This window comes from Collinsella sp. SGI.178 (assembly GCF_050313495.1).
GTDB lineage: Bacteria > Actinomycetota > Coriobacteriia > Coriobacteriales > Coriobacteriaceae > Collinsella.
Genome location: NZ_JBNPLM010000025.1, coordinates 1 through 24,712, shown reverse-complemented (window position 1 = coordinate 24,712; position 24,712 = coordinate 1). Strand labels below are relative to the sequence as shown.

At 57.4% G+C, this 24,712-nt stretch carries 18 protein-coding genes and 1 pseudogene; 7 read left to right on the top strand and 12 right to left on the bottom strand.

What is annotated here, in order from left to right; translation table 11 throughout:
- Window positions 1-255: 255 nt before the first annotated feature.
- Window positions 256-2,664: a polyphosphate kinase 1 gene (gene ppk1 / locus ACQRAQ_RS07455; protein WP_427794430.1), complete on the top strand. Its 2,409-nt coding sequence runs from the start codon at window positions 256-258 to the stop codon at window positions 2,662-2,664.
- 86 nt (window positions 2,665-2,750) lie between these two features.
- The gene (rlmD, locus tag ACQRAQ_RS07450; RefSeq protein ID WP_427794429.1) at window positions 2,751-4,079 is read left to right on the top strand and encodes a 23S rRNA (uracil(1939)-C(5))-methyltransferase RlmD; all 1,329 of its coding nucleotides are present in this window, start codon (window positions 2,751-2,753) and stop codon (window positions 4,077-4,079) included.
- A 252-nt stretch (window positions 4,080-4,331) separates the two neighbouring features.
- Here the strand turns inward: rlmD and ACQRAQ_RS07445 are convergent, their stop codons facing one another.
- Both ACQRAQ_RS07445 and ACQRAQ_RS07440 read right to left on the bottom strand, forming a co-directional pair.
- A complete protein-coding gene (locus ACQRAQ_RS07445; RefSeq protein WP_427794428.1) occupies window positions 4,332-5,780 on the bottom strand; it encodes a PTS transporter subunit EIIC in 1,449 nt (482 codons plus the stop codon).
- 31 nt (window positions 5,781-5,811) lie between these two features.
- Window positions 5,812-6,132, bottom strand: a pseudogene (locus ACQRAQ_RS07440) (family 1 glycosylhydrolase); the annotation flags it as partial.
- 1,325 nt (window positions 6,133-7,457) lie between these two features.
- On the opposite strand from ACQRAQ_RS07440, the gene ACQRAQ_RS07435 reads away from it, so the two are divergent.
- The 3 genes from ACQRAQ_RS07435 to ACQRAQ_RS07425 all read left to right on the top strand — a co-directional run bounded on the left by ACQRAQ_RS07435 (window position 7,458) and on the right by ACQRAQ_RS07425 (window position 9,680).
- Window positions 7,458-8,000, top strand: coding sequence for a DJ-1 family glyoxalase III (locus tag ACQRAQ_RS07435; RefSeq protein WP_427718432.1), 543 nt, complete (start codon window positions 7,458-7,460; stop codon window positions 7,998-8,000).
- Window positions 7,997-8,578: a Maf family protein gene (locus ACQRAQ_RS07430; RefSeq protein ID WP_427729075.1), complete on the top strand. Its 582-nt coding sequence runs from the start codon at window positions 7,997-7,999 to the stop codon at window positions 8,576-8,578. The genes ACQRAQ_RS07435 and ACQRAQ_RS07430 overlap by 4 nt, the downstream gene beginning before the upstream one ends.
- Window positions 8,579-8,678: 100 nt before the next feature.
- On the top strand, window positions 8,679-9,680 hold the full coding sequence (locus ACQRAQ_RS07425; RefSeq protein WP_427794427.1) for a P1 family peptidase: 1,002 nt from the start codon (window positions 8,679-8,681) through the stop codon (window positions 9,678-9,680).
- A gap of 373 nt (window positions 9,681-10,053) precedes the next feature.
- On the opposite strand, the gene ACQRAQ_RS07420 is transcribed toward ACQRAQ_RS07425, so the two are convergent.
- Together ACQRAQ_RS07420 and glf are read right to left on the bottom strand one after the other, a co-directional pair.
- Entirely contained in the window at window positions 10,054-11,085 is a 1,032-nt protein-coding gene (locus ACQRAQ_RS07420) for a glycosyltransferase family 2 protein (protein ID WP_427718441.1), read from the bottom strand.
- Window positions 11,078-12,280, bottom strand: coding sequence for a UDP-galactopyranose mutase (gene glf, locus ACQRAQ_RS07415; protein ID WP_427794426.1), 1,203 nt, complete (start codon window positions 12,278-12,280; stop codon window positions 11,078-11,080). Before glf ends, ACQRAQ_RS07420 begins: the two co-directional genes overlap by 8 nt.
- Window positions 12,281-12,511: 231 nt before the next feature.
- Here glf and pta point away from each other — a divergent pair, with 231 nt between their 5' ends.
- On the top strand, window positions 12,512-13,492 hold the full coding sequence (pta, locus tag ACQRAQ_RS07410; protein ID WP_427794425.1) for a phosphate acetyltransferase: 981 nt from the start codon (window positions 12,512-12,514) through the stop codon (window positions 13,490-13,492).
- A gap of 551 nt (window positions 13,493-14,043) precedes the next feature.
- Here pta and ACQRAQ_RS07405 read toward each other — a convergent pair.
- The 8 genes from ACQRAQ_RS07405 to ACQRAQ_RS07370 form a co-directional block, all read right to left on the bottom strand.
- Complete coding sequence (locus ACQRAQ_RS07405; RefSeq protein WP_195361193.1) at window positions 14,044-15,222, bottom strand: acetate/propionate family kinase; 1,179 nt, start codon at window positions 15,220-15,222, stop codon at window positions 14,044-14,046.
- Between the two features lie 164 nt (window positions 15,223-15,386).
- Entirely contained in the window at window positions 15,387-16,565 is a 1,179-nt protein-coding gene (locus tag ACQRAQ_RS07400; RefSeq protein ID WP_427794424.1) for an acetate/propionate family kinase, read from the bottom strand.
- Window positions 16,566-16,962: 397 nt separating this feature from the next.
- Window positions 16,963-17,916 (bottom strand): MFS transporter, encoded by a 954-nt coding sequence (locus ACQRAQ_RS07395; protein ID WP_427794423.1) that lies wholly within the window; start codon window positions 17,914-17,916, stop codon window positions 16,963-16,965.
- A 48-nt stretch (window positions 17,917-17,964) separates the two neighbouring features.
- The gene (locus tag ACQRAQ_RS07390) at window positions 17,965-18,855 is read right to left on the bottom strand and encodes a LysR family transcriptional regulator (RefSeq protein WP_427794422.1); all 891 of its coding nucleotides are present in this window, start codon (window positions 18,853-18,855) and stop codon (window positions 17,965-17,967) included.
- A 41-nt stretch (window positions 18,856-18,896) separates the two neighbouring features.
- Complete coding sequence (locus tag ACQRAQ_RS07385) at window positions 18,897-19,232, bottom strand: histidine triad nucleotide-binding protein (RefSeq protein WP_427794421.1); 336 nt, start codon at window positions 19,230-19,232, stop codon at window positions 18,897-18,899.
- 154 nt (window positions 19,233-19,386) lie between these two features.
- Window positions 19,387-20,607: an MFS transporter gene (locus tag ACQRAQ_RS07380; protein ID WP_427794420.1), complete on the bottom strand. Its 1,221-nt coding sequence runs from the start codon at window positions 20,605-20,607 to the stop codon at window positions 19,387-19,389.
- A gap of 76 nt (window positions 20,608-20,683) precedes the next feature.
- Window positions 20,684-21,901, bottom strand: a complete 1,218-nt coding sequence (locus ACQRAQ_RS07375) for an MFS transporter (RefSeq protein WP_427794419.1) — start codon at window positions 21,899-21,901, stop codon at window positions 20,684-20,686.
- A gap of 77 nt (window positions 21,902-21,978) precedes the next feature.
- Window positions 21,979-23,469 carry a carboxylesterase/lipase family protein gene (locus ACQRAQ_RS07370; RefSeq protein WP_427794418.1) on the bottom strand — a complete coding sequence of 497 codons (1,491 nt, stop codon included), beginning with the start codon at window positions 23,467-23,469 and terminating at the stop codon, window positions 21,979-21,981.
- Window positions 23,470-23,714: 245 nt separating this feature from the next.
- On the opposite strand from ACQRAQ_RS07370, the gene ACQRAQ_RS07365 reads away from it, so the two are divergent.
- Complete coding sequence (locus ACQRAQ_RS07365) at window positions 23,715-24,545, top strand: MerR family transcriptional regulator (protein WP_427794417.1); 831 nt, start codon at window positions 23,715-23,717, stop codon at window positions 24,543-24,545.
- The last annotated feature ends 167 nt before the right edge of the window (window positions 24,546-24,712 follow it).

Here is a 24,712-nt window from a genome sequence, read left to right as displayed (position 1 = left end):
TAAATGACGCTTGTCCTCGATTCGACCTAAATTCGATTATATTCAGCTTGCTATCATTCTTATTCATACATTCTCACCAGTTGAGTGAGGATATAGATCGCTTGTTCAAAGCACCGGACGTTAGTGCTTCGGATCGTCAGCGTAATAAGTAGGTAAAGATACCGTTCGCGCGATGCGTCTGTGCCATAGGTCGACTAAATTGAGACAATAGCAAACAGTGTTAGGCTACCGTCCCTTTGGGGACTGAACGGACAGATGCATATGCCGAGCAAAATCGAAAAGAAGCAGAACGCCGCCAAGCTGCGCAAGAAACCGCGCGATTTCTCGTATACGCAAAATCGAGAGCTTAGCTGGCTGCGCTTTGATAACCGCGTACTCGACGAAGCCTTCGATGAGTCTGTGCCACTGTTCGAGCGCCTTAAGTTCGTCTCGATCTTCGAGTCAAACCTCGACGAGTTTCTCATGGTGCGCGTGGGCGGCTTGTCCGATCTGGCAGAGCTCAAAAAACAGCCCGTCGACAACAAGAGCAATATGACCGCCTCCGAACAGGTCGATGCTGTCATGGCAGAGCTGCCCGGGCTCCTTACCCGCTGGGAGTCGATCTTTAAGAGCATCGAGGACAAGCTCGACGCTTTGGGCGTTCACCGCGCCCGCATCGATTCGCTTACGCCCGAGGAACATACCTTTGTAACCCGCTACTTCCAGGCCTACGTATCACCGGTCATCTCGCCGCTGGTCATCGATCCGCGCCATCCCTTCCCCAACCTGCGCAACGGCGCGCTCTATCTGGCTTGTGGCCTGGACGGCATCACCGACGAGGAGAGCCTGCTGGGCCTTATCGAGATTCCCGCCTCGATGAACCGCGTGGTCGAAATCCCCTCGCCCACCGGCACCTACTCCTACATTCTGCTCGAGGACGTCATCCTCGCCTGCCTGGACAGCTGCTTCGGCTCCTATAAGCCGCTCGACCGCGCGCTCATCCGCGTCACCCGCAACGCCGACATCGATCCGGACGGCGAGGGCGTCGAGGAGGAAGAGGATTACCGCCAGCACATGAAGCGCATCCTCAAGAAGCGCCTGCGCCTGCAGCCGGTGGTGCTCGCCGTATCGGGCTCGCTCGAAAAGCCAACGCTCAAGACCATCCGCAAAGCGCTCGAGCTTTCGCGCCGCTCGGTTTTTACCTGCGATATCCCGCTCAACCTGGGCTATGTCTTTGGCATCGAGGGCAAAATACCCGAGCATCTACGCAACGAGTTGCTCTTTACGCCGTTTAGGCCGCAGCCCAACCCCACCATCGATATGACCCGCTCCATCCGCGATCAGGTGCTGCAGCACGACAAGCTGCTCTTTTACCCTTACGAGACCATGAATCCGTTCTTGGACCTGGTGCACGAAGCAGCCTACGACCCCGAGTGCATCTCGCTTCGCATCACGCTCTACCGCGTGGCCAAACAAAGCCGCCTGTGCGAGTCGCTCATCGATGCTGCCGAAAACGGCAAAGAGGTTACAGTGCTCATGGAGCTCCGCGCCCGCTTTGACGAGCAAAACAACATCGAATGGGCCGAGCGGCTGGAAGAGGCCGGCTGCACCGTTATCTACGGCTCCGAGGGCTTTAAATGCCATTCCAAGATCTGCCAGCTCACCTATCGCGAGGGCATGGCGCTTACCCGTCTGACGCTTTTGGGTACCGGCAACTTTAACGAGAAGACGGCCAAGCTCTACAGCGACTTTATGCTCATGACCGCGCATCCCGGCATCGGCGAGGACGCTAACCTGTTCTTCCGCAACCTGTCGCTGGGCAACCTGCGCGGCGACTACCGCTTCCTGGGCGTGGCGCCCGTGGGCCTCAAGCCGCTCATCATGCGCGGCCTGGACCGCGAGATTCAGCGTGCTCTTGTCGGCGAGCCCGCCCGCGTGTTCTTTAAGCTCAACTCGCTTACCGACCGCGAGGTCATCGACAAGATCGCCGAGGCATCGTGTGCCGGTGTGCGCGTGGACATGATCATCCGCGGTATCTCGTGCCTCAAGCCCGGTGTTCCGGGCAAGACCGAGAACGTGCACGTGCGCTCCATCGTCGGACGCTTTTTGGAGCATGCGCGCGTCTATGCCTTTGGCGTGGACTCGGATATGATCTACCTGAGCTCGGCAGACATGATGACGCGCAACACCGAGCACCGCGTGGAGATCGCCTTCCCCGTGCTCGACCCCACCTGCCGCGCCCAGGTGCACGAGTACATGGGCATGCAGCTGCGCGACAACGTGAAGGCACGCAGTCTGACGAGTGACGGCACCTGGATTCCCGTGAAGCGCAAAGAAGGCGAGAAGCCCTTCAACTCGCAGGAAGCTCTGCTGGAGCGTGCCTATCGCAACGCCGAGGCCGTCGCCAAGGCAGAACCTACGCTCGCATCCAAGCCTGAGCTCGAACCGCAGCCGGCCGCACCCGAGGTCCAGAAGGTTCAGGCAACCGTCATAGAGCCTGAGTCCGAGCCTGCTCCTCGGCCCCAACCGCAGGCGGCCAACCCCGCATCCGAGAAGGGCGCCCGCCGCGAGAAGCCCGCTGGCAAGGCCAAGACCATCGAGCGCCATCGCCCCGGTCGCGTGCGCATGGGACTGGGCCTGATCGGCCTAGGCCTTAAGACGCTCATTACCGGCAAGACGAAATAGACGTTTGTAGAAGCGCCCCGTATTTGAGGAATACCCCAAATACGGGGCGCTTTTCACTGCTACCATGGTTGCGAACAATACCGCGAATGACAGGCAGGAACATGAAGCTCACCATAGAATCGATGACCTACGGCGCCGACGGACTGGCGCACGCCGACAACGGCAAGGCCGTCTTTGTGCAGGGCGCCGTGGCAGGCGACACCGTCGAGGCCGAGATCGTGCAGGACGGCAAGTCGTTTATGCGCGCCCGCACGACCGAGATTCTGGAGCCGGGCCCCGATCGCATTCAGCCCCCCTGCCCCTTCGTGGGCGTCTGCGGCGGATGTTCATGGGGCAATCTCTCGCGCACCGCGCAGCTTGCCGCCAAAGAGCAAAACCTGCGCTCCACGCTCGAGCGCATTGGCAAGTTCGCCCCCGAGCAGGTCAACGATCTTGTCCAGCCCATCCGCCACACCAAGGACGACTGGGGCTACCGCAACAAGATTGAGCTGGAGCCCACCCTCGTTAACGGCCGCGTTCGCCTTGGCATGCACGGCGTCGATCCCAGCAAGATCGTCACCGTAGATTCGTGCCCGCTGTTCGATAAGCGTTTTCCCAAGGCGCTCAAATCGGTCGTCGGCGCGCTCAACTATCTGAGCGGCAGTCACGATCTGGGTCTGGAGCGCGTGGGCATTCGCGCTTCGCGTCGCACCAAGGCACTCGAGGTCGCACTTTGGACGCCCACGGGCTCCTTCCCCCGCTCGCAGGTCTCGCGCGTGTTGGCAGACGCCGCTCGCCCCACGAGCGTAGTGCGCGTCATGAGCAAGGGAGAGAAGAAAGCCCGCCGCGTCTCCAAGGTGGAGGTGCTCGCCGGCGAGGGCTCCTGGACCGAGAACATCGCCGACGGCCAGATGCGCCTTTCTGCCCCATCGTTTTTCCAGGTCAACACCAAGGGCGCCGAGATTTTGATCGAGCTTGTCATGGAGGCGCTCGACCCGCAAGAAGACGAGCTTGCCATGGACCTGTACTGCGGCGCCGGCACCTTTACCCTGCCGCTCGCCCGCCGCTGTGGTTTTGTTGCCGCCGTCGAGGCCTACGGCCCGGCCGTGCGCGACCTGCGCCGCAATCTCGAGATCAACAAGCTCGATAACGTCGATGTCATCGGCGGCGATGCCGTGCGCGAGTTCCCCGACCAGGATGCCGATGTCCTGGTGGTCGACCCGCCGCGTGCAGGTCTGGCACCCGAGGCAATCGACCTCATCGCCAGCACGAGCGCCCGCGACGTGGCCTACGTGAGCTGTGATCCGGCGACTTTGGCACGCGATCTTAAGCGCTTTGTCGAGGAAGGCACCTTCTCCCCCGTCAAGATCACGCCGGTCGACCTGTTCCCGCAAACCTTCCACTGCGAAACCGTCGCCCATCTCAAGCGCAACTAGACTGTTTGCCCAAGACCACACCCGATGATTTTTCTGGGACGGGGATAAAAATAAATTTGTTCCAAATGATTATTTAATCCCCGTCCCGAAATTAAACCGCCCCCCATTTCTTGGACATTGAACTGTCGCCCGAGAAAGCTAAACGCCTTCTGGCAGGTTGTCCCGGACCGAGGGCGGCCGCCTCGACCGCCCTCGGCCCTCACCCACCTCAACTGCCCTCAACTACATAGAGCTGGTCGAGAAGGGCCCAAGCTAGCGGGCGCCTTCCTCGTCGTCGTTGGGCCGGTAGGTGATGAACTCGATGACGAAGGCCAGGACGGCAGAGACGAGCGAGGCGATGATCGCGAAGATCATGTGGGAGATTCCGGCGCCACCAGGGGTCCCGTCGATGAAGTTGAGCAGGTTGAAGACACCGAGGCCACCCGAGATGTACATGAGGGCGCCCGTCATTCCCACGATGGCGCCGCCCACGGCGGAGCTCAGGCATGCCACGACGAACGCGCGCTTGTTGGGGAGGGCGATGCCGTAGATGCCCGGCTCGGTGACGCCGAAGAAGAAGGCGGAGATCATCGCGGGAAGGGCGATGCCGCGGAAGCGCTCGTCCTTGTTTCTGAGATACATGGCAAAGATGACCGCTCCGAGCGCGAACCCGTGGCCGATGGTGGCGGCGAGCACGCTGTCGTGGCCGAGGGTGTTCAGGTTCATGATGGAGATGGGGATGAGGCTCCAGTGGAAGCCAAAGATGACGAGGCACATCCACAGTCCGCCGACCAGGGCGCTGCCCAAGACGGAACCAACCACGGGAAGCTGGAAGATGAACGAGAACGCCGCGCTCAGCAGGTTGGTGATGAGGGTGGCCACCGGGCCGATGACGAGGTAGCCCAAGACGATGGAGACCGTCATCGTGGCGAGCGGGACGAGGAACATCTTGAGCGCAGCCGGCATCCAGCTCTTGAGCCAGCGCTCAATGATAGAGCCGAACCACACCATGAGAAGGACGGGAATCACCGAGCTCACGTAGCCGGACACGGGCATGATGATGGGGACCCCGAGGGCGGTGGCGTACCACGAGAACGTGCCGGCCACGCCGAGGTCGATGCTGCCGAGCGCCTCGCCCGAGGTCAGGGCGACCATCGTCGGGTAGAGGAGCGCCACGCCGATTGCCACGCCGGTGAACTCGTTCATGCGGAACTTGTGCGCGGCACTGAACGCCAGGGCGACGGGAAGGAAGTAGAAGAAGCCGTCAGCCACGGTGTAGAGCAGCGTGTAGAGGCCGTCGTTTGCAAAGGCCGGGACGAAGTAGGTGATGAGGGCAAGCAGTCCCTTCATGATGCCTGCGGCGGCAAGCGGTCCCAGGATGGGCTGGAAGATGCCAGAGATGAGGTCGATGATGACGGAGGCAACGGTCTTCTCGCCCTGGGGCTCGTCGTCGGCGCTTGCGCCGCCCGAGAAGTTACCGGCCTCCAGGACCGCGTCGTAGACGTCCTCGACGATGTTACCCACGACCACCTGGTACTGGCCGTTGGCCTGGATGACCTGGATGACGCCCTTGAGGGCCTCGATCTTGGCCGTGTTGGCGCGGGACTCGTCCTTGAGCTTGAAGCGCACGCGCGTGATGCAGTGCGCGACGCTGGCGACGTTCTCGGCGCCGCCTACGTTCTCGAGTATGGATCTGGCCAGATCGTCGTATTTTTCAGCCATTATTTTCTCCTTAGTGATATTGCCCGAGCGGCTAGCCCAGGTCGCCTCCGTTGGTGGCGATGGCCTGTCGGTACCAGTAGAAGCTCTTCTTGCGCCTGCGCTCGAGCGTGCCGTTGCCCAGGTTGTCGCGGTCCACGTAGATGAAGCCGTAGCGCTTCTCCATCTCGCCGGAGCCCGCGCTCACGAGGTCGATCGGCCCCCAGGTGGTGTAGCCGAGCATCTCGACGCCGTCCTGCTCGATGGCGTCGCGCATGGCCTCGATGTGCTCGCGCAGGTAGGCGATACGGTAGTCGTCCTCGATCGTGCCGTCGGGAAGCACCTCGTCATAGGCGCCGAGGCCGTTGAGCAGGACCGGGCAGAGCATGCCAAAGAAGCCGGCGATGACAGCAAAGGGCAGGATGCCCTGGGCGAGGACGCCCGAGACGACGTAGTCCGGGCACACCGTGAGCGACATGACCACGGAGCCCGCGCATACGATGACGCCACGCTGCTCGGACGAGCAGGGGGCCTCGACCTTGCCGGAGAGGGTGACAAAGAGGGAGCAGGACACGGCCGCCCCCAGCGCGCAGAGCAGGGCCACGGGGTCGTACCCGGTGATGCCGGTCTTGTAAACGCCGCTGGCGAACACCGTTCCGAAGACGATGACCAGGGCGGAGACCACTTGGAGGGCCCTCGGCGGTCGGCGCGTCATGACGGTCTGCCACAGGAGCCCCAGCCACGTGAACTGGAAGAGGAGCGTGAGCGCCACCGGGGCGGGCAGCACGCTCATGGCGTAGCAGTAGAGGATTGAGGTGAGGCAGGTGAGGGCTCCCAGGCCCATGAGCTTAAGGGCGAGCTTCCAGCCCACGCGCTGCCAGCGGTGCCCGAGTGCATGGCCCGCGAGTGTGGCGAGGGCGAAGAAGAGGCAGCCGAACCACGCCTGGCTCGCCACCACCTGCGCCGAGGTAAAGCCCGCGGCGTAGGCGAGCTTGTAGGTCGTGGCCATCGCGCCGTAGCAGGCGCCGCCCGCAAAGACCTGGAGCGCCGCCTTGGCCTGTCCCGCGCCCGTGGCTCCTGCCCCGGCGGCCTGTTGCTTGATTGTGTTTGTTCCTGCCATTAGGCTCCCTTCCGTCTGCTGTCTTGCAGATGCACGTCTCGTGCGTCTGTTCCCTGCAGTCGGAAGGTGGGCTCGTGCGGTCTTCTGGCGGTACATGTGGCACCTGCTGCCAAGACGAAAAAAGCCACGCAACCGACTGCTCGGTTGCGTGGCAAAAAGGTGGCTAGCGCCCAGAAAAGTCCACGCGTTTTTAGACTGAGACAAAGTACTACAACAGGTGAGATTCCGTCAAGAAAAACCGAAGAAAAAAGTGAGTCTCTGCCCGCCGTACCTGCGGCGGTCGTTCCCCGAACGGGGCGGTGCGTTGGGGACTGTCTCGATCTGTAACAGTAAGACCCGGTTTTGGTCCGTAGATGTTACAGATTTAGACGTTTTGTCGAGGCGGTTTCCGTTTGTCTTGATCTGTAACAGTTAGGGGTCAAAAGTGGGCCTAGATGTTACAGATTGAGATTGTTGAGGATGGGTGGGGGTAGCTAAAATAGCCCCGTCCCTTTTTAAACATTGGGAAATCGAGCGTGGCAAGCATGGGTCTTCGGGGTATAAGACGGCTAATTGTATGCCGCCTTACGAAAGGAATTCTCATGCCCAGCGTTGCCGTTCTCGCCGCCGATGGCTTTGAAACTATTGAATGCCTGACCATGGTCGATGTCATGCGTCGCGGCGGCGTGCGCGCCACGCTCGTCTCGATCATGCCCACACGCGAGGTCGTGAGCTCGCTGCAGATTCCCGTGACCTGCGATGCGCTCTTTGATGAGATCAACTTTGAGGAGTACGACTGCATCGTGCTGCCCGGCGGCCTGCCCGGAGCCACCAACTTGCGCGCCGACCAGCGTGTCTGCGATGTAGTCTGCGAGTTCGCCGCAACCAAGCACGTTGCCGCCATCTGCGCCGCCCCGTTTATCCTGGGCGAGCTTGGTCTGCTCGAGGGACGCCGAGCCACGTGCTTCCCCGGCTTTGAGAAGAGCTTCCCCGAGGGTGCTTATACCGGCGAGAAGGTCACGCAAGACGGCAACATCATCACTGCCAGCGGCATGGCACAGTCACTTCCCTTTGCCTTGGAGCTGCTGCGCACACTCGCCGGCGACAAGGCCGTCGAGAAGGTTGCCGAGGGCATCCAGCTATGATTTTGGCTTCGCAATCGCCGCGCCGCATAGAGCTGATGCGCGAGGCGGGCTATGACGTTCGCGTAATTCCCGCAGATATCGACGAAACACCTTTTGATGGCGAAGCTCCGCTTACGCTTGTCGAACGCTTGGCACGCGCCAAAGCCGCTGCCGTTGCCTCCGAGCACGCCGAACCCAACGAACTGACTGTCGCAGCCGATACCATTGTCACCTTTGACGGGCAAATTTTGGGCAAGCCGGCAGACGAGAACGAGGCACGCACCATGCTCCGCGAGCTTTCGGGCCGCACGCACCAGGTGGCAACCGGCGTCTGCATCGTTAAAGCCGGCGACGCTGCAGCTCCGCATGCCGCCGAAAGTCTGTCGTTTGTCGATGTGACCGACGTGACGTTCTATGAGCTTACCGAGGAGCAGATCGGGCACTATGTTGCCTCCGGCGAACCCATGGACAAGGCCGGAGCCTACGGTATCCAGGGCACAGGCGGCCGCATGCTCGTGCATGACATTGCGGGCGACTTCTACAACGTGGTGGGCTTACCCATCGCTCGCGTCGCACGCGCGATTCAAAAACTCTCGTAATTGCATCTGGCGCTGGGTATCCCCCGGCGCCTACAATTTTGCCGTACCGCACGGATCCCGACCGAGCATAAGGCCCGGCGGAAAACCGATAGGAGAAAACATGGACACACTGCTCGAAGCCATTGACGTTTGCGATGTCGATGGCTTTTGCTTTGGCAACTATACAGACGGGGAGGCCGGCACCGGCTGCACCGTAATCGTGGCGCCCGAGGGTGCCACCGGCGGCGTTGACGTACGTGGTGGCGCTCCCGCTTCGCGCGAGACCGATCTGCTGCGTCCCGAGAACACCGTCGATAAGGTCCACGCCGTCTGCCTTTCGGGCGGTTCGGCCTTTGGTCTCGAAGCGGCAAGCGGCGTGGCCCGCGAACTCGAGAGCCGCGGCATCGGCCTGCCCGTCGGCCCCACGCAGGTGCCCATCGTGTGTTCCAGCTGCATCTTCGACCTCGCCTTTGGCGATCCCACCGTGCGTCCCGACATTGAGGCCGGTATCGCCGCCGTGCGCGAGGCGCTCGACCATACCCCCACCACACTCGATCAGGGCAATGTAGGTGCCGGCACCGGCGCCACCGTAGGCAAGCTCATGGGGCCCGCCACCTGCATGAAGGCTGGCCTGGGAGCTGCTGCCGTGGCACTCGGCACCGTCAAGGTGGGCGCCGTGGTCTCGGTCAACGCCTGTGGCAACGTGGTCGACCCGACCACCGGCGAGTGGGTGGCCGGCATGCGCGCCGCAGCCGATAGCGACCAGATCGTCGACATGGAGCTCGCCGCCCTTGCCGCCGCCGGCTCTATGAAAATGCCACTCGACCGCACCAACACCACCATCAGCTGCATCGTCACCAACGTGGAGCTCACTAAGGCCCAGGCCACCAAGGTCTCCCAGATGGCCGCAGACGCCTATGCACACGCCATCCGCCCCACACACACCACCAACGACGGCGACACCATCTACACCCTTGCCAGCGGCAAGCTGGGCAGCCAGGCAAGCGCCGCCGTTCCCCTAGACCTGCTGGGCATGCTCGCCGTAAGGGCCCTGGAAACCGCCATCGTAAACGGAGCCAAAACCGCCAAAACATCCCACGGCATCCCCGGCGCCGCGAAGTAAACTAGCTCGTCCGGTTGCCCGGTTGGTCTTGGTTATGTTTGCTGCTCTACAGTCCTGGCTCGCACGAAGAGCACATTAAGTGCTCTTCGGCTCGTGCGGAACTCGCGACAAACATAACCAAGACCAACCGGGCAACCTACTCAACAAGATCTCTTTCAGCCCAGGCCCCTGTGTACCGCGCGTCCAAGATCTTCAAATTCAGGCAGCCTGACAATCGATTCTTATAGCAAAGGCCCCTTGGCCTTTAGTTTGATACAAGTTCCGCACGAGCCGGAAAGCACTTAATGTGCTTTCCGTGCGAGCAGGACTGTTCGCAGTAGCAAACTAAAGGCCAAGAGGCCCAGTCAACCTATCAGCAGCGATTACTCAACAGCTAGTTGAATTTGAAGATCTTTGAGGCAAGACGGTATAGGCCGAGTGTGGTTTTGTCTCCAGCCCGCCCGTGCAGGTTGGTAAAAAAGCCGACCACACCGTAGCGTGCACGACGATACATACGCTCGTCGTAGGCCTTCAAATCACTCCACAATGTCGTCAGGCGCTCGTCGGCGCAATCCTCATCGGAAAGCTTGGTTAGCACCGAACAAATTGCCATCATCATGGTGAAATAGCCCATCATGTACGCGCGCAGACGCGACGACTCGACATCGCTATACAGATGGAACGACTCCATCATAATGCGCGTCACGCGAAACTGCTGGTCCAGACGTTTGACCATCGTGGCCTCGTTGACGCTCTGGCCCTCGCGACCGATAAAGTAACGATAGAGGTCGATGTCGGCGTAGTACATGGTCTTGCAGCGCGGCAGCGGCACATAGGCGTAGATATTGTCGACATAGAACGTGTGCGGCGGCATAGGCAGATTGGACGCGCGCAGCACATCCGTGCGATAACACAGGCTGTGCATGAGCAAATTCTGGTCCGGACGGAAATGGCCAATCTGGTCCCAGGTAAAGATCTTTTTGCGCGGCAGGGCAAACTTGTAACCAATAGCGGTATGCGTACCCTCGTAAACCTTCTCGTACACATAGTTCGAGATAAACAGATCGACGCGCTGGTCGCGCTCCTCAAAGCCACGCAGAATCGAAAGCATGGTCGAAAGCGCCGCACCGTCGAGCCAGTCGTCCGAGTCGACGACCTTGTAGTAGGTGCCCTGTGCCTCGCGCAGGCCCGAGAGGACGGCCATGCCGTGACCGCCGTTCTCCTGATGCACCGCGCGGATGATACCGGGGTAACGCGCCTCCCACTCATCGGCCTTAGCTGCCGTCTCGTCCTTGGAACCGTCATCGACGATGATGATCTCGATATCGGTGGCGTAATCGCTCCCCTCCAGAATGGAGGTGATGCAATGGTCCATGTCCTTGGCGGCGTTATACGAGGGAATACCGAATGATATGACTTTATGCATGGCAGGCGATAATCTCATCCGAAAGATCGAGGGCAGAGTTGGTCACGGCATCCATATCGTAATAACGATACTCGGCCAGGCGACCCACCGGGTGGAAGTTCGTCAGGTTCTGGACGCGCTCAAGATAGCGCTCATAGAGCTCGCGGTTCTTGGGCTCCAGAATGGCGTAATAGGGCGTCTCGCCCGAGCCGGGCGTATAGGACTTGGAATACTCCTTCATGATGGTGGTCTTGCCGGGCAGGACCTGACCAGTCATGTTCTTGAACTCGGTGATACGCGTGTAATCCTCGCTCGTGGTGTAATTGACGGTGCCCACGGGCTGGAACTGGTCCATATCGAGCGTCTCGAACTTCATGTCGAGCGTACGGTACGGCAGAGCGCCCAAGTCGAGGTTGAACAGCTCGTCGAGCGGACCGGTGTAGACGATCTCGCCGCCATAGACCTTGCCGTCGATCTTGACGGTGGTCTCGTCAATCTCAAAGAGGTCGCGGGCGTCCACGTCGCAGAACACATCAATCAGATCGTGGTCGAGCATATGCTCGAACAACGCGGTATAGCCGTCCTGCGGCATGCCCTGGAAGGGAGCCTGCGGGAAATAGCGGTCATCGTCGCCCACAAAGACGGGAACGCGGCCGGTGATCGAGGGATCGATCTGGTCGGGCGTCTGGCCCCACTGCTTCATGGTGTAATGCAAAAAGACGTTCTCGTAGACGTAATCGGCGACCTCGGCAAGATCCGGGTCGTTCTTCTTGCGCAGCTCCATGATGGGCACCTTGACGTCCTTGCCAAAGGTCTCCACGAGCTTCTGATACAGCTCCTCGCCGCGCTCATCGCCAAAGGCGAGCTTGAGGCTCGCGTGGTTAAAGGGCACGGGCATAAGGGTGCCGTTGATGTTGGCGAGCACCTTGTGCTGGTAGTCCGTCCACTTGGTAAAGCGCGACAGAAAATTGTGGACGCGCTCGTTAAAGGTATGGTAAATGTGCGGACCATACTCGTGGACCAGGATCCCGGCCTCATCAAAGCAGTCGTAAGCATTGCCCGCAATGTGGCCACGGCGCTCCAAAACGGCAACGCGATAGCCGATAGTCTCGGCAAGACGGCGGGCACAAACGGCACCGGCATACCCGGCACCGACGACAATCATGTCGTATGCGCCGGCGTTAAAGCCTTCAGGCAGGCCTGAGGTAATCTGCATCGATACTCCTTGTCAAAAGCCACGGGCTCGTTAGCTGGGCTTTTCTCGAACATTCTTCGAGACATATTTATCAGAGCGATTATAGCGCTAATGCGTCCTATAATGAGCTTGCCACACAAGGAAAGCTCAAGCACCCCGGCGTACATATTTAAAAGGTAAACCCGCTAGCAGCGGGTTTATTCGTGGACAGCCGGGTGCCTGGAGCTTAGCGAAACGCTTGTAAGGAGTAACATGAGCGATTTCCTAAACCGTATGAAGTCTGCCGCCAAGGCCGACCTTAAGACGATCGTCCTGCCCGAGGGCGAAGATCCGCGCACCATCATCGCAGCTACCAAGATCATCGAGGAGGGCTTGGCAAAGATCGTCATCTTGGGCAACCCCGACGAGATCAACGTTCCCGGCGCTACCATCATCGACCCGCGCAATGCCGAGAAGCACGAGGAGTACGCGCAGAAGTTTGCCGAGCTCCGCGCCAAGAAGGGCGTCACCATCGAGCAGGCTCGCGCCCAGGTGATGGACGCCACCTACTTTGGCACCATGATGGTCAAGATGGGCGATGCCGATGGTCTGGTCTCCGGCGCCTGCCACTCCACCGCCGACACCCTGCGCCCCGCGCTACAGATCCTCAAGACCGCCCCGGGCACCAAGCTGGTCTCGGCCTTCTTTGTGATGTGCACCGACACCCCGCAGTTCGGCACCGACGGCACGCTGATCTTCGCCGACTGCGGCCTCAACATCAACCCGTCCTCCGATGAGCTCTCCGAGATCGCCATCGCCTCCGCTCACTCCTGGTCCACCTTCATGGGCAACGTTGAGCCGCACGTGGCCATGCTCTCCTACTCCACCATGGGTTCCGCCGGCGGCGAGGTCGCCAAGAAGGTCCAGGAGGCCGTGAAGTTCTGCAAGGAGAAGGCCCCCGAGCTCGCCATCGATGGCGACCTGCAGCTCGACGCCGCCATCGTCCCCAACGTCGCCCAGCTCAAGGCTCCCGGCTCCTCCGTTGCCGGCAAGGCCAACGTGCTCGTGTTTCCCGACCTCGAGGCCGGCAACATCGGCTACAAGCTGGTCCAGCGCTTCGCCGGCGCCGACGCCTACGGCCCCATCCTGCAGGGCATCGCCAAGCCGGTTAACGACCTTTCGCGCGGCTGCTCTGCCGACGACATCGTGGGTGTCGTGGCCATCACCGCCGTCCAGGCTCAGATGGCTGAGTAGCGCACGCACTCGCCCGAAGGCCGTACGGGCTAACCCCTGAAAACGTCCTCGACCAATGAAACGCCCCCGTTCTGCTCCTCCGGAGCTACGAACGGGGGCGTTTCTGGTCTGCGGAATGTTTTCAGGGGTTAGCCCGTACGGCCTTCTACCGCAACGCAGCAATCAGGGCATCTGGAGTGGACGGCGGCTTGGCTACGAGCTGGGGCTGAAGATCTGAATGATTGGATGCCGTTGCTGGGGGGCAAACGATGCGGATATGGTCACTTTGGATTTGAAAGGCTTATAGGGCCTCGGCGGCCATTCTGCCGGAAAGCGTGTCCCGGTTTGAAGGCGGATTGCGGGATGTAGCTTCCACTTGGGGGCTGTTTGGGAAACTGCGGGACGGAATTTTGCTTTGTTGTGGGTCGCATTTTCCGCAACCTGCCCCAAACGGAAAGTGTGTCCCAAAATCCGCGTTCAAAATGGGATGGGGTTTCCGCCGTCCGCCCTCCAGAAAAAAGCCTCCCGAGCTGTTGCTCAGGAGGCCTTTCGTTTACATGCAAACGAGCGCGTTAGTTGTTCTTGGTCAGACGCTCGACGTCGTGGGCGATCATGTATTCCTCGTCGGTGGGGATGACCATGACGGTGACGGCGGAACCGGCGGCGCTGATGACCTGCGGGCCGTTGCCCACGGCCTCGCGGTTCTTGTTGTTGTCGATGCGTACGCCCAGCCACTCAAAGCAGTCGCAGAAGGCCTTGCGGATCGACCAGTCGTTCTCGCCGATGCCGGCGGTAAAGGTGATGGTGTCCACGCCCGCCATGGATGCGATCATGGAACCGGCCTGCTGCATGGCCTTGTAGGCGAACATGTCGAAGGCGAGCAGGCAGCGCTCATCGCCCTCGGAGGCGCGCGTGCGGATGTCGCGGGCGTCGTTGGAGATACCCGAGATGGCAAGCAGACCAGACTGCTTGTTCATCATGTCATCGACTTCCTGATAGCTGTAGCCGCCCTCGCGCTGGAGGTAACACACGGTGGCCGGGTCAATGGAACCACAACGGGTGCCCATCATCAGGCCATCGAGCGGCGTGAGGCCCATCGTGGTGTCGCGGCACACGCCGTCCTCGATGGCGGCAAGCGAAGCGCCGTTGCCCAGATGGCACGAAAGCAGACGGTGGCAGCGCGAGCCCAGGATCTCCTTGGCCATCATCCACTCGTAGCGGTGGCTCGTACCGTGCGCGCCGTACTTGCGCACGTGGTACTTGTCGCACACGTCCTTGGGCAGCGCGTAGGTGTAGGCAACCTCGGGCATGGTCATGTGGAACGAGGTATCGAAGACGGCCACGTTGGGCAGCTCCGGATACTTCTCACGGCAATACTCAATCGCCGCGGCCTCGCCGTAGTTGTGCAGCGGAGCAAGCGGTGCCACCTCAAGAATCTTGGCCATAACCTCGTCGTCGACAACTGCGGAATCATCGAAGTGCCAGCCGCCCTGAACGATACGATGCCCAATGCCATCAATCGTAAAGTCGGTCTTCTCAAGCTCCTCGAGCACACGAGCGATAGCAGAGCGATGATCGGGGAAAGGGACCTCCTCGGTCTGCTTGGCGCCACCGTTCTCGGAGTGGCCAAAGATGCCCATGTCCGATCCGATACGCTCGCAGTTGCCCTTGGCGAAAACCTTGCGGGTATCGGTATCCAAAAGCTGATATTTAAGGCTTGAGCTACCGGCGTTGACAACAAGTACGTTCATGAGACTCCTTTGCAGTGCAATACGGTCGGCGCAGACCCCTTAAGGTGGCCGTATGTTAATAAGAAGTTATCACAACTTGATAAATAGCTATCAGGCATATCGCCCAACGAGCACAAGAGAGGGGCCGAACGGCGCTCGGTCGTCCAGCCCCTCCCCTCTTGCAATTACTTGCCGTTGACGATGCGCTCGACGTCGGAAGCGATCATGAACTCCTCGTCCGTGGGGATGACGAAGATCTTGACCTTGGAATCCTTGGCGGACAGGCACCAAGCGCCGTCGCCACGCAGGGCGTTGCGGGCATGGTCCATCTTGACGCCCATAAAGGCCAGACGATCGGCCACGCCGGCGCGAACGGCCGGAGCGTGCTCGCCGATGCCGGCGGTAAAGACCAGGGTGTCCATACCGCACATGGAAGTGGCCATCTCGGCAGCCTTGGCGGCAATCTTGTAGACGAACATATCGAAGGCGAGCTGAGCCTCGGGGTCACCAGCAGCGGCGAGCTCCTCGACGTTGCGGCAGTCGTTGGTCTTGCCGCCGGTCACAGCCAAAAGGCCGGACTTCTTGTTCATTATCTCGTCGACCTCGTCGAAGGTGTAGCCGCCCTCGCGCTGCAGGTAGCACACGGTAGCCGGGTCGATGGAGCCGCAGCGGGTGCCCATCATGACACCGTCGAGCGGCGTCAAGCCCATGGTGGTGTCCATGCACTTACCGTCCTCGATAGCGCACAGGGAAGCGCCGGAACCGATGTGGCACACGACGACCTTGCGAGCCTCGCCGTTGGTCATCTCGGCAACCTTCTTGGAGATGTAGCGGTAGCTGGTGCCGTGGGCGCCGTACTTACGGATGTGCAGCTTGTCGCAGACGTCCTTGGGCAGGGCGTAGGTCTTGGCGACCTCGGGCATATTGAAGTGGAAAGCAGTGTCGTAGACCGTGACGTTGGGCAGGTCGGGATACTGCTCGAGGCAGTACTCGATAACGTTGGCCTCGGGGTTGTTGTGAAGCGGGGCGAGCGGAGCGACCTCGCGGATCTTGGCGAGGACGTCCTCGTCGACGAGGGAGGAATCGCCGAAGTACCAACCGCCCTGAACGATACGGTGGCCGATGCCCTCGATCTTGACGCCGTTGGCCTCGAGGTCCTTCAGGACGACCTCGATGGCGACCTTGTGGTCGGGGAACTCGATGTTCTCGGTCACCTTCTTGGAACCGTTGGCAGCGTGGGTGAAGGTACCGCCGGTAAAGCAGACGCGCTCGCAGGAGCCCTTTGCGGACACCTTGTGGGACTTGGTATCGATGACCTGATACTTAAGGGTCGAAGATCCTGCGTTGACGACCAGAACGTTCATGTGTCTCCCTACTAACAGGCGGTGTGGCGCCGCCAGGTTACATACGCTTCAATAATAAACCCAAACGCCCTCGCGCTCGGGTTTATTGCGTTGATATATAAGTTATCGATGCATGCATGCTCATGGTCTTCGACTTGTAAGGCGAAATAGCGCGGGGACATACGCCAGAGAAGAAATCCCAAGCGCAACAAGCAGCACAACCCGAATACCCACAACGCTACTCAACACAGCATTGAGCAGATAGAAAAGAACGGCGCCCACCGCCACCATCTGGCTTTGAACCGAAATCAACGAACAGAGCATCGATGAATCGGCAGCATTTTGAAAAACTGAGTATTTGATCGGAGCAAATAACGAGTAGGCAACCGTCTGCAGCACATAGAAAACGGGCAACAGGTCAACCGGAATAAAAGGGGTTAAAAACAAAGCAGCTAGAATGAGACGGATGATGCCGCAAATACGCGCAAAAAGCCTCTTGTCGACATGAGCAATTACGCTGGGCACGATAAACCCTATGGAGGCGGAGACAAGGAGCTGGACCGCAATGGTCATGCCCGAAGCGACGGCACCCATTCCACGGGCTGCGAGCAGCAGTGAGAAAAAAATCTTCCAGAGCGACAAAAGCAAATGCCTGAGAACAGTCCATGACGAACGCCGAGCGAAGCGTGCCATTGCCCGCAATGGCAGTCCAAATCATCCTCGGGCTAATTTGGCTCATAGAAGCCGCAGCGCTACCTTTCCCTTTCGTTTCGGGAATGCAGGCAACGAAAAGTAACGTCAATACCATCGCAAAGATATCGGCCGAAAGACCGATGAAATATGCACCTTCTGACGAGATGAAGCCGCCCACACACGCGGAAAGAGCATAAGATGCGTAAAAGACGAATCGCTCAACCACATTAAGCCTAACGAGCTGATCTTGGGAGACGGAATCGATATAGATTGCCTCAATAGAACCGCTCACGCATGCGACGGCAAAACCCTTGAGGGCAAACGCACCTATCAAAAGCAGAGGAGATCGTATGAGGAGCAGGGCAGCGTAGTATCCGAGCATTCCCGCGATACCCACCAGGCCACTTATCTTTCGCCCAAATCTATCGGCGATATAGCCGGTAGGAATCTCGAGAGCAAATTTGCTTACCTGGTACGCAATCATCATGCCAGAAATCGCGACCATCGAGAATCCGACGAACTCAAGGTAAACCGTCAGAAAATACAAGATGGTGCTGAAGTTCGATAGGAAAACAAACGCCATATACAGCCAAACCGTACGGTTTTTCATACTCCTCCTCCAAAGGCCGATAATCCAAGCCGAGGTCTCAAAAAGCATGAAGGCAAAACCGTCAGCCATACGTTACAAATCGTCGATATTCATTTGACGGCACGAAGCCAAGCAACCTCAAGAAGCGAGATGGCGCAACAGGTGAAGAAATACCGTCTGATGCCGATCCGTCCAGGCGTTTTGCCGGTAGCAAAAATAGATAGGCAAGGTTACGTCGCGCGAGCCCTCAATGGAGCATTCGCTCACGTTGGATCCATCTGATGCAAGAGAGGAGCCAGAAAAGCTCAATATCAATCCCCCGCCTTGAAGAAACTCAATCTGTCTCTCGCTTCCATATTCGACATCACGAAAGCGGAAATTAACGAGTTGGGCCTCAGGGCACTGGTTGATTGCATTGAGACAGGGCGACAAGTTGATGGGGACAGCAAGCCTACCGCTCAATAGTTCACGAATGGTTATGGTGCCCCTGACACGATGGCCAACCGGACACGAAAGAACCTTGAGCTCCTTTTCACCCAGGCATTTCGAACAAAGGGCGCTGCCCCGTGGCTTCTCGAATGAAATAGCCGCATCCGATATCCCGAGCAAAAGAGACTCAAAACACGTAGCCGTTGGCTGATGCCACACGTCGAGGTGAATCTGGGGGTGCGAACTCTCAAACGAGTCGTACCAGTTTTCGTCAAAAAGACGCCCCCGCCCATGAAGGCAGGGGGCGTAAAGACGAAAATGACCGTCGGGCGAAACACCCTGCCCCATCGACCGAGCGTAATTTTTGAGATCATCGACTTGCGCGAGGATTACGCGCGCGCGTCCCGCAAACTCTCGCCCTGCAGGAGACAAAACGGCCTCGCCCGTCGACCGGTCGAGCAAAACGACCTGATACTCAGATTCCAGCTTCTTGATCGCCGACGAAACAGCCTGCGGACTCACATGAACGGCGCGAGCCGCCTTGCGCACGCCGCCATAATTCGCTACCGCTTGAAGATATTCGAGTTGAGACAACTGCACAGGTTTCTCCAAAGGCAATCAAGACGACGGGCCATACGATCTCAGATAAGGTTCTCGCCCAAGTTCTTGCCGCCGAGGACGTGCATGTGGAAGTGCATGACGGTCTGGCCGGCGTTAACGCCCTTGTTGGAGATGACGCGGAAACCGTCCTCCAGGCCCTTGGCCTTAGCAACCTCCTGGATGGCATGGGTCATGGCGCCCATGGTCTCGGCAGGCACGTTATCAGCGATGTCGCTGTAGTGCTTCTTGGGGATCACGAGCGTATGAACCGGTGCCTGGGGATTGAGGTCATCGAACGCGATGACCTGGTCGTCCTCGTAGACAACAGTCGAGGGGATCTCGTGGTTGGCGATTTTACAGAAGATGCAATCACACATGGCTGGTTCCTTTCTAACGACAACGCAACAGAAGGTGGCGTTGTTCAGTGAAACACCAAGACAGTTTAGCCCACTTCAAAGATCCGAATTGAGCGAAATCCATTCCTCGGCAATCGCAATGGCCAGAGGGCTTTATCCATCCATATGCTCGCGCCTATTTAAAGTGTTTGACCTCGGGAACGATCAACATCGGAAGGACGGATAGACCGTAAAGCAGAGTAATAAGCATCATTTGTTTGTCGTAATCTGAACCGGAAATAGCCGCAATCCCAATAGGAAGCATATAAGAGCCCAAAAGGCTAACTTCGGCCATAATGCCGCCAGCGCTGCCAGCATAACGAGTGCCGATTTCAACAAATGAAACTGGCAGAGCTTGAACAACTGGACCCATCATGCTCGTAACGATGCCGCACACTGCAAGCAATACCCCCATGGACTTCAAGCCCGAGGCAAACCACGCAACTGCAAATGAAATAGAGCCAAGAAGCCCGACAATCACAAGATACGGTCGCGCAAGGCGGCATTTACCGTAAATCATCGGAGCAATCAAGCAGCCGATAATCCCAGCAGCGGTTGTCAGCGCCGCCATTTCGCCGGCCGTCGAAGCATCGGTGCCTCGCACAAGCTCAAGAGCCTGAGGTAGCACACCGGAAAAGGCGGTCGTGGCGGCAAGTGAGAAAGCGGCGCAAATCGCGCAAAGCCAAACGTTACGCGAACGAAAAGCAGTCAGAAGGGCTTGGTCGTGCTCAACGCCATCAGGAATAAGTGAGTCATGCTGTACGTTCTTACCAAATAAACCCCAGAAGATAGTCAGAACGACCAACAACGCTTCTGCAACTGTATAGCCCATTAGCACGGAAGACATAAACGCCGATGACGCTTGCGCCGCCGCAATGCCAAAGCAAGTCGCCGCATAGTAAATGCCCATCGCAACATCCGTCTTATCTGCAAACCAAAGTCCAAGCGTCTTTGCATTATTGGCAGTCAATGCCGCCATCCCCACGCCGATGCAAAACATCGAGACAAGTTGAGCAGGATAGTTCGATAGGGTGAAAATTCTGATAGCGCCGCCGACTAAAGAAACACAGAACCCGCCAAGTATCACTACTTTGGGCCCAAGCCTATCTCCAAGTGATCCGAACGGGAGACTAAAGAAGACCGCCGCAAGCATTGGCGCCAGAAAGAGAGATGAGAATCCGACAGGGTCGATATTCATCTGAGGCATGATGACCGTAGCATAGGCAGCGACCTGATACTGCATGAAGTTGCCCAAAAAACAGAGACCACACGTCAACAGCAATATTAACCAGCGGTAACCACTCGAAGCCCGCTTTTGCTCAACTTTGTGCGCAACTTCGCACGCTTCACCATCCATTGCACCAACCTCACATTAAAAATGGTCGCGACCCCCATATCAACTGGAGGTCGCGACCAGGCAAAACACCGATTAATTATAATTCAGAAGTCTCAGGCATCTCGGCTTTTGCCGCCGCACCAGTCTCGGGCAACATCGCAATAGGCAAAACGCTCGCAAGGAAAAGAATCGATTCGATCGTAAAGTTCAACGTCCAATTGTCACCAGAAATAGACGAAACAATAACGGGAACAAAATAGGAGCAGAGAAGGCCGACAGTACCGATTATTCCACCAGCGCTACCGGCATATTTCGCGCCAATCTCAGGAAGATCAGGAGTCATTGCCTGAATAATGGGGCCAGAAAGAGCGGTCATAAAACCATTGAGGACGAGAGCAACCCACATGACAGTGCCAAGCGGCAAAAACCAGTTTGCAACCATTACAACGGCGGCAATCACCGTGGTTACAATGAGAAACGGTTTATTCTTACCGAGCTTGAGGACGGCAGCCGGTCCCGCAAAACAAGCAAAGAAGCTACCAACTGTAATAATTGCTGCCATAGATCCAGCGGTGGCAGTATCAACGCCGCGAACGAGCTCAAGCGCAGACGGCAGAATTGCGCAATATGCCGTGGTTGAAGCGAGGGTAAGACCATAAGCCAAGGCAATGCACCAAACGCCGCGCGACTTAGCGGCAATCTTAATGTACTTCATAACCGGCTCGGGCTCGGGCATGGGCTCGCCCTCCGGGACGTTCCTCATAAAGAAGATCCACAGCGCAGCAGTTACAGCTTCGGCAATAGCAGCGACCAGATAAGACACGTCAAGCGTAGGAAAATAAGTGCTGAATGCCTGGGCTATCACGATGGACAGACATGAAGCAGCATAGAAAACTCCCACGGCAATGGAGGTCTGCTGTTTAAACCAGGAACCCAGCACCTTTGCCAGATTGGCATTGAGCGCCGCAATGCCAAAGCCGATCATAAACATCGAAACGATCTGCACGGTAAAGTCATTAATCATGAAATAACGCAGAAAGCCGCCTACAGCAGAAAGCACCATGCCAATTGACACGACAAGCTTAACGCCGTAGCGATCAGCAAGAGATCCTGCAGGAATCGACAAAAACACAGCGGTGAGCATCGGCATCAACATGAGATTGGTAAGCCCACCGGCATCGATGCCGAGAGTCGTCATCACGACGACACCCCATGCTGAAACCTGATATTGCATGAAGTTTGCCATGAAGCAAATGAGGCAAACTACGAATAAGATCATCCACCGATAACCCGATAGCTTTTCTTCTTGAGCCATTTCTTTCTCCTTACGCAGGGATAGTTCAAGCTGAATTGAATGGGGCTAATTAGCCCACTCCATTGCGGCTTCTTTCACTAATCGTTGAGTAGCACCTCGTACATAGGACGGAACACCGAATCTTCTTTGGCATGCAGCGAATGCACCGGCTTCCACTCGTTTTCGTCAATTACCATATGAATGTGGTTCTCAGCGGTATAGGGGTCCCATGGTGCCTTGCCCTCAACAAACGGTTTGCCCGTCTTCGCAAAGCTGAACCACGCATCGTTCATTTCATCCGCGAGATGCGCTGGAGGATTGTCACCCGTAAACATCAGACCACTCGCGGTATCAAGATTCTTGAAAACGAACGGCACCTCGATTGCGTGGCAAGAACCCATTCCCTCGACACGAGATTTATAACGGAACAAATAGTTGTACACGGGCTTAAACGCCGACTGCTCTTCAGCCATAAGGTCGGTGCCGACAAAGAAACCGGTTGAGTTCATAAAATTGGTGTAATTCTCGGCAAAATCGCGCTCAGGCCATGCCTTTCGATATGCTTGCTCCCAGTAATCGATATCAATCTGATCATCAAAATGAATCGGGAATTGGCCGTGCCAGAATCCGGGAAGGTCATCGAAATAGAAATGGAAATAAGTAAACTCGTCCTCGGTACATCCAATCATGATATCGATATCCTTGGCTGCGCCCTCCGCCCAGGCCTTCATCGGCTTCTTGGGAAGAAAAGACCCGTCGCAAACCGGCGAGAAAATTAGCGACACTTCGTAGGTATGACGATCGCACCACACCTGCATGCCCTCAATGAGCTCGTCTGCCGACTTCGCTAAGAGCTCTTGGGCGGTTTTGCATCCCATGATTTCGGCGAACTCCCGAGCAAAGTACTCGCCGCGCTCGCGGGTCTTATAAAGCTGGATAGGGCCGGACTCCAAAATCGCACGTTGGAAATACTTATTTGCCTCTGGCAATATAGAAAGAAGAGCCTGGCTGGAAGAGCCTGCCGACTCACCGAAAAGCGTGACACAATTGGGGTCACCGCCGAAGGCCGAAATATTCTCATGCACCCACTCGAGCGCACGGATTTGATCAAGAATGGCAAGATAGCCGGCGTCTTTGTAGTCCTCTCCGCCCGGCAGGCAATCGAGCAGCAGCGACCCAAACAAGTTCAGACGGTAGTTAATCGAAACAATAACGACATCCTTCGCTGCCGCAAAATTGGAGCCGTTATATAGCGGGTCGGCAGATCCACCTGAGAAGTAGGCACCACCATGGATATATACCATGACAGGAAGGTTCTTGCGTGCGTGTCCCCTGACCCACACGTTAAGGCTCAGGCAATCCTCCCCTTGCTCATGACGCGAAGCGAGTTCAACTTCATCGATAAATTGCCTGGCAGAATGCCCGAATTCCACGCATTCAATTTCCTCATCGGAATCATCAAGGCGCTCAGGGGCACGCCAACGAAGATCACCTACCGGCTGCTTTGCATAGGGAATGCCCAAAAAAGCTTCAACCCCGTTTTCGAGCGTCTTGCCCGAAACTATACCCGTCCTAGTCTTGACCTTCATTGCTTGTCCTTCCTCACAATTAAGATGCTAGATCGATATGATTTAAGCTAGCTGGCTTGAAACCATCTTAGAATTTGGAGAAAGTCAAAGGTCGACGACGTGTTTCGATGGAATACCAGCTGGATACCAAGCGCTTAAGACCGTTCACCTCGTCAAAACGACCGCTTGCCCGACAATGACGGAGTAACAAACATTAGAATAGCTCCAAGGTTTTGAGTGGCCCTAGGGCAGTCGGAAGGTGTGACATGGAACGCGAGTTTTCCCTTAATATCAAGCAGACGGCCGGCCTCTACGGCGTAAGCGCAGACACTCTTCGCTATTACGAGGCAATTGGTTTAGTTGCCCCAAAGCGCGGGGCGAATGCCTACCGTGAATACAGGAAGGACGATTTCGGCAGACTCAACATCATCATGTCAATGCTCAATATGAACTACACGCTTAGCGAAATCAGATCTTTCCTAGATAACCATTCACTCGAAACGAGCTTTGAACTGTTCAGCAACGAACTTGATAGCATCGACGCAGCCATAGCAAAACTATCGCAACGGCGCCGAAAGATCGAGCATTGCATGCAGAACATATCCATGTCGTTAAGAGCACGCGAGGAAAAACAGTCGAGGGTGGTTCATAAGGGACCCCGAGGATATGTCATCCTAAGCGAGGATAAGCTAAGCGGCGACATAATTCCCTACGCCACCATTAAGCGCATGAAAGAACTCGGGATGGAAATCGATTCGATACACACGGTTCCATGCTTCATCCTTGACCCATCGCGCAGAAGCGCCGACGGTTGCCTGGTAGCAGAGAAGACGCTGCTTTCACTCGAATCAATCGACGATAAAGGGTGCGAGATTTTCCCAGAAGGCGACTATCTTTGCAGGACAACCACCGGACCTGCAGAAATAACGCCGACAATATGGAGGGAAATGAATGAATTCATGGACCAGAATCATCTCATTGCCGCAGGGCCTCTTCTAGAATTCTGGTATGTAAGCGAATACATATCTGACAATCAAGATGAATATTTACACACGCTAGAAATAATGGTTGAACCCGGTGAAATCGACCAGCGATAGCGCCTCAACTCACCTAACACGCCAAAAGGCAAGCAACATTCACCTCCAATGGCCAAGCCACCAGGGTAGTCTTTTTGAACTGCCTCCCATTTCTTGGACATGAGAAATGGGAGGCTTTTTATGCGTGTCGACTTGAGGGTGAAGCACGACATCGAGGCCAGGAAGGA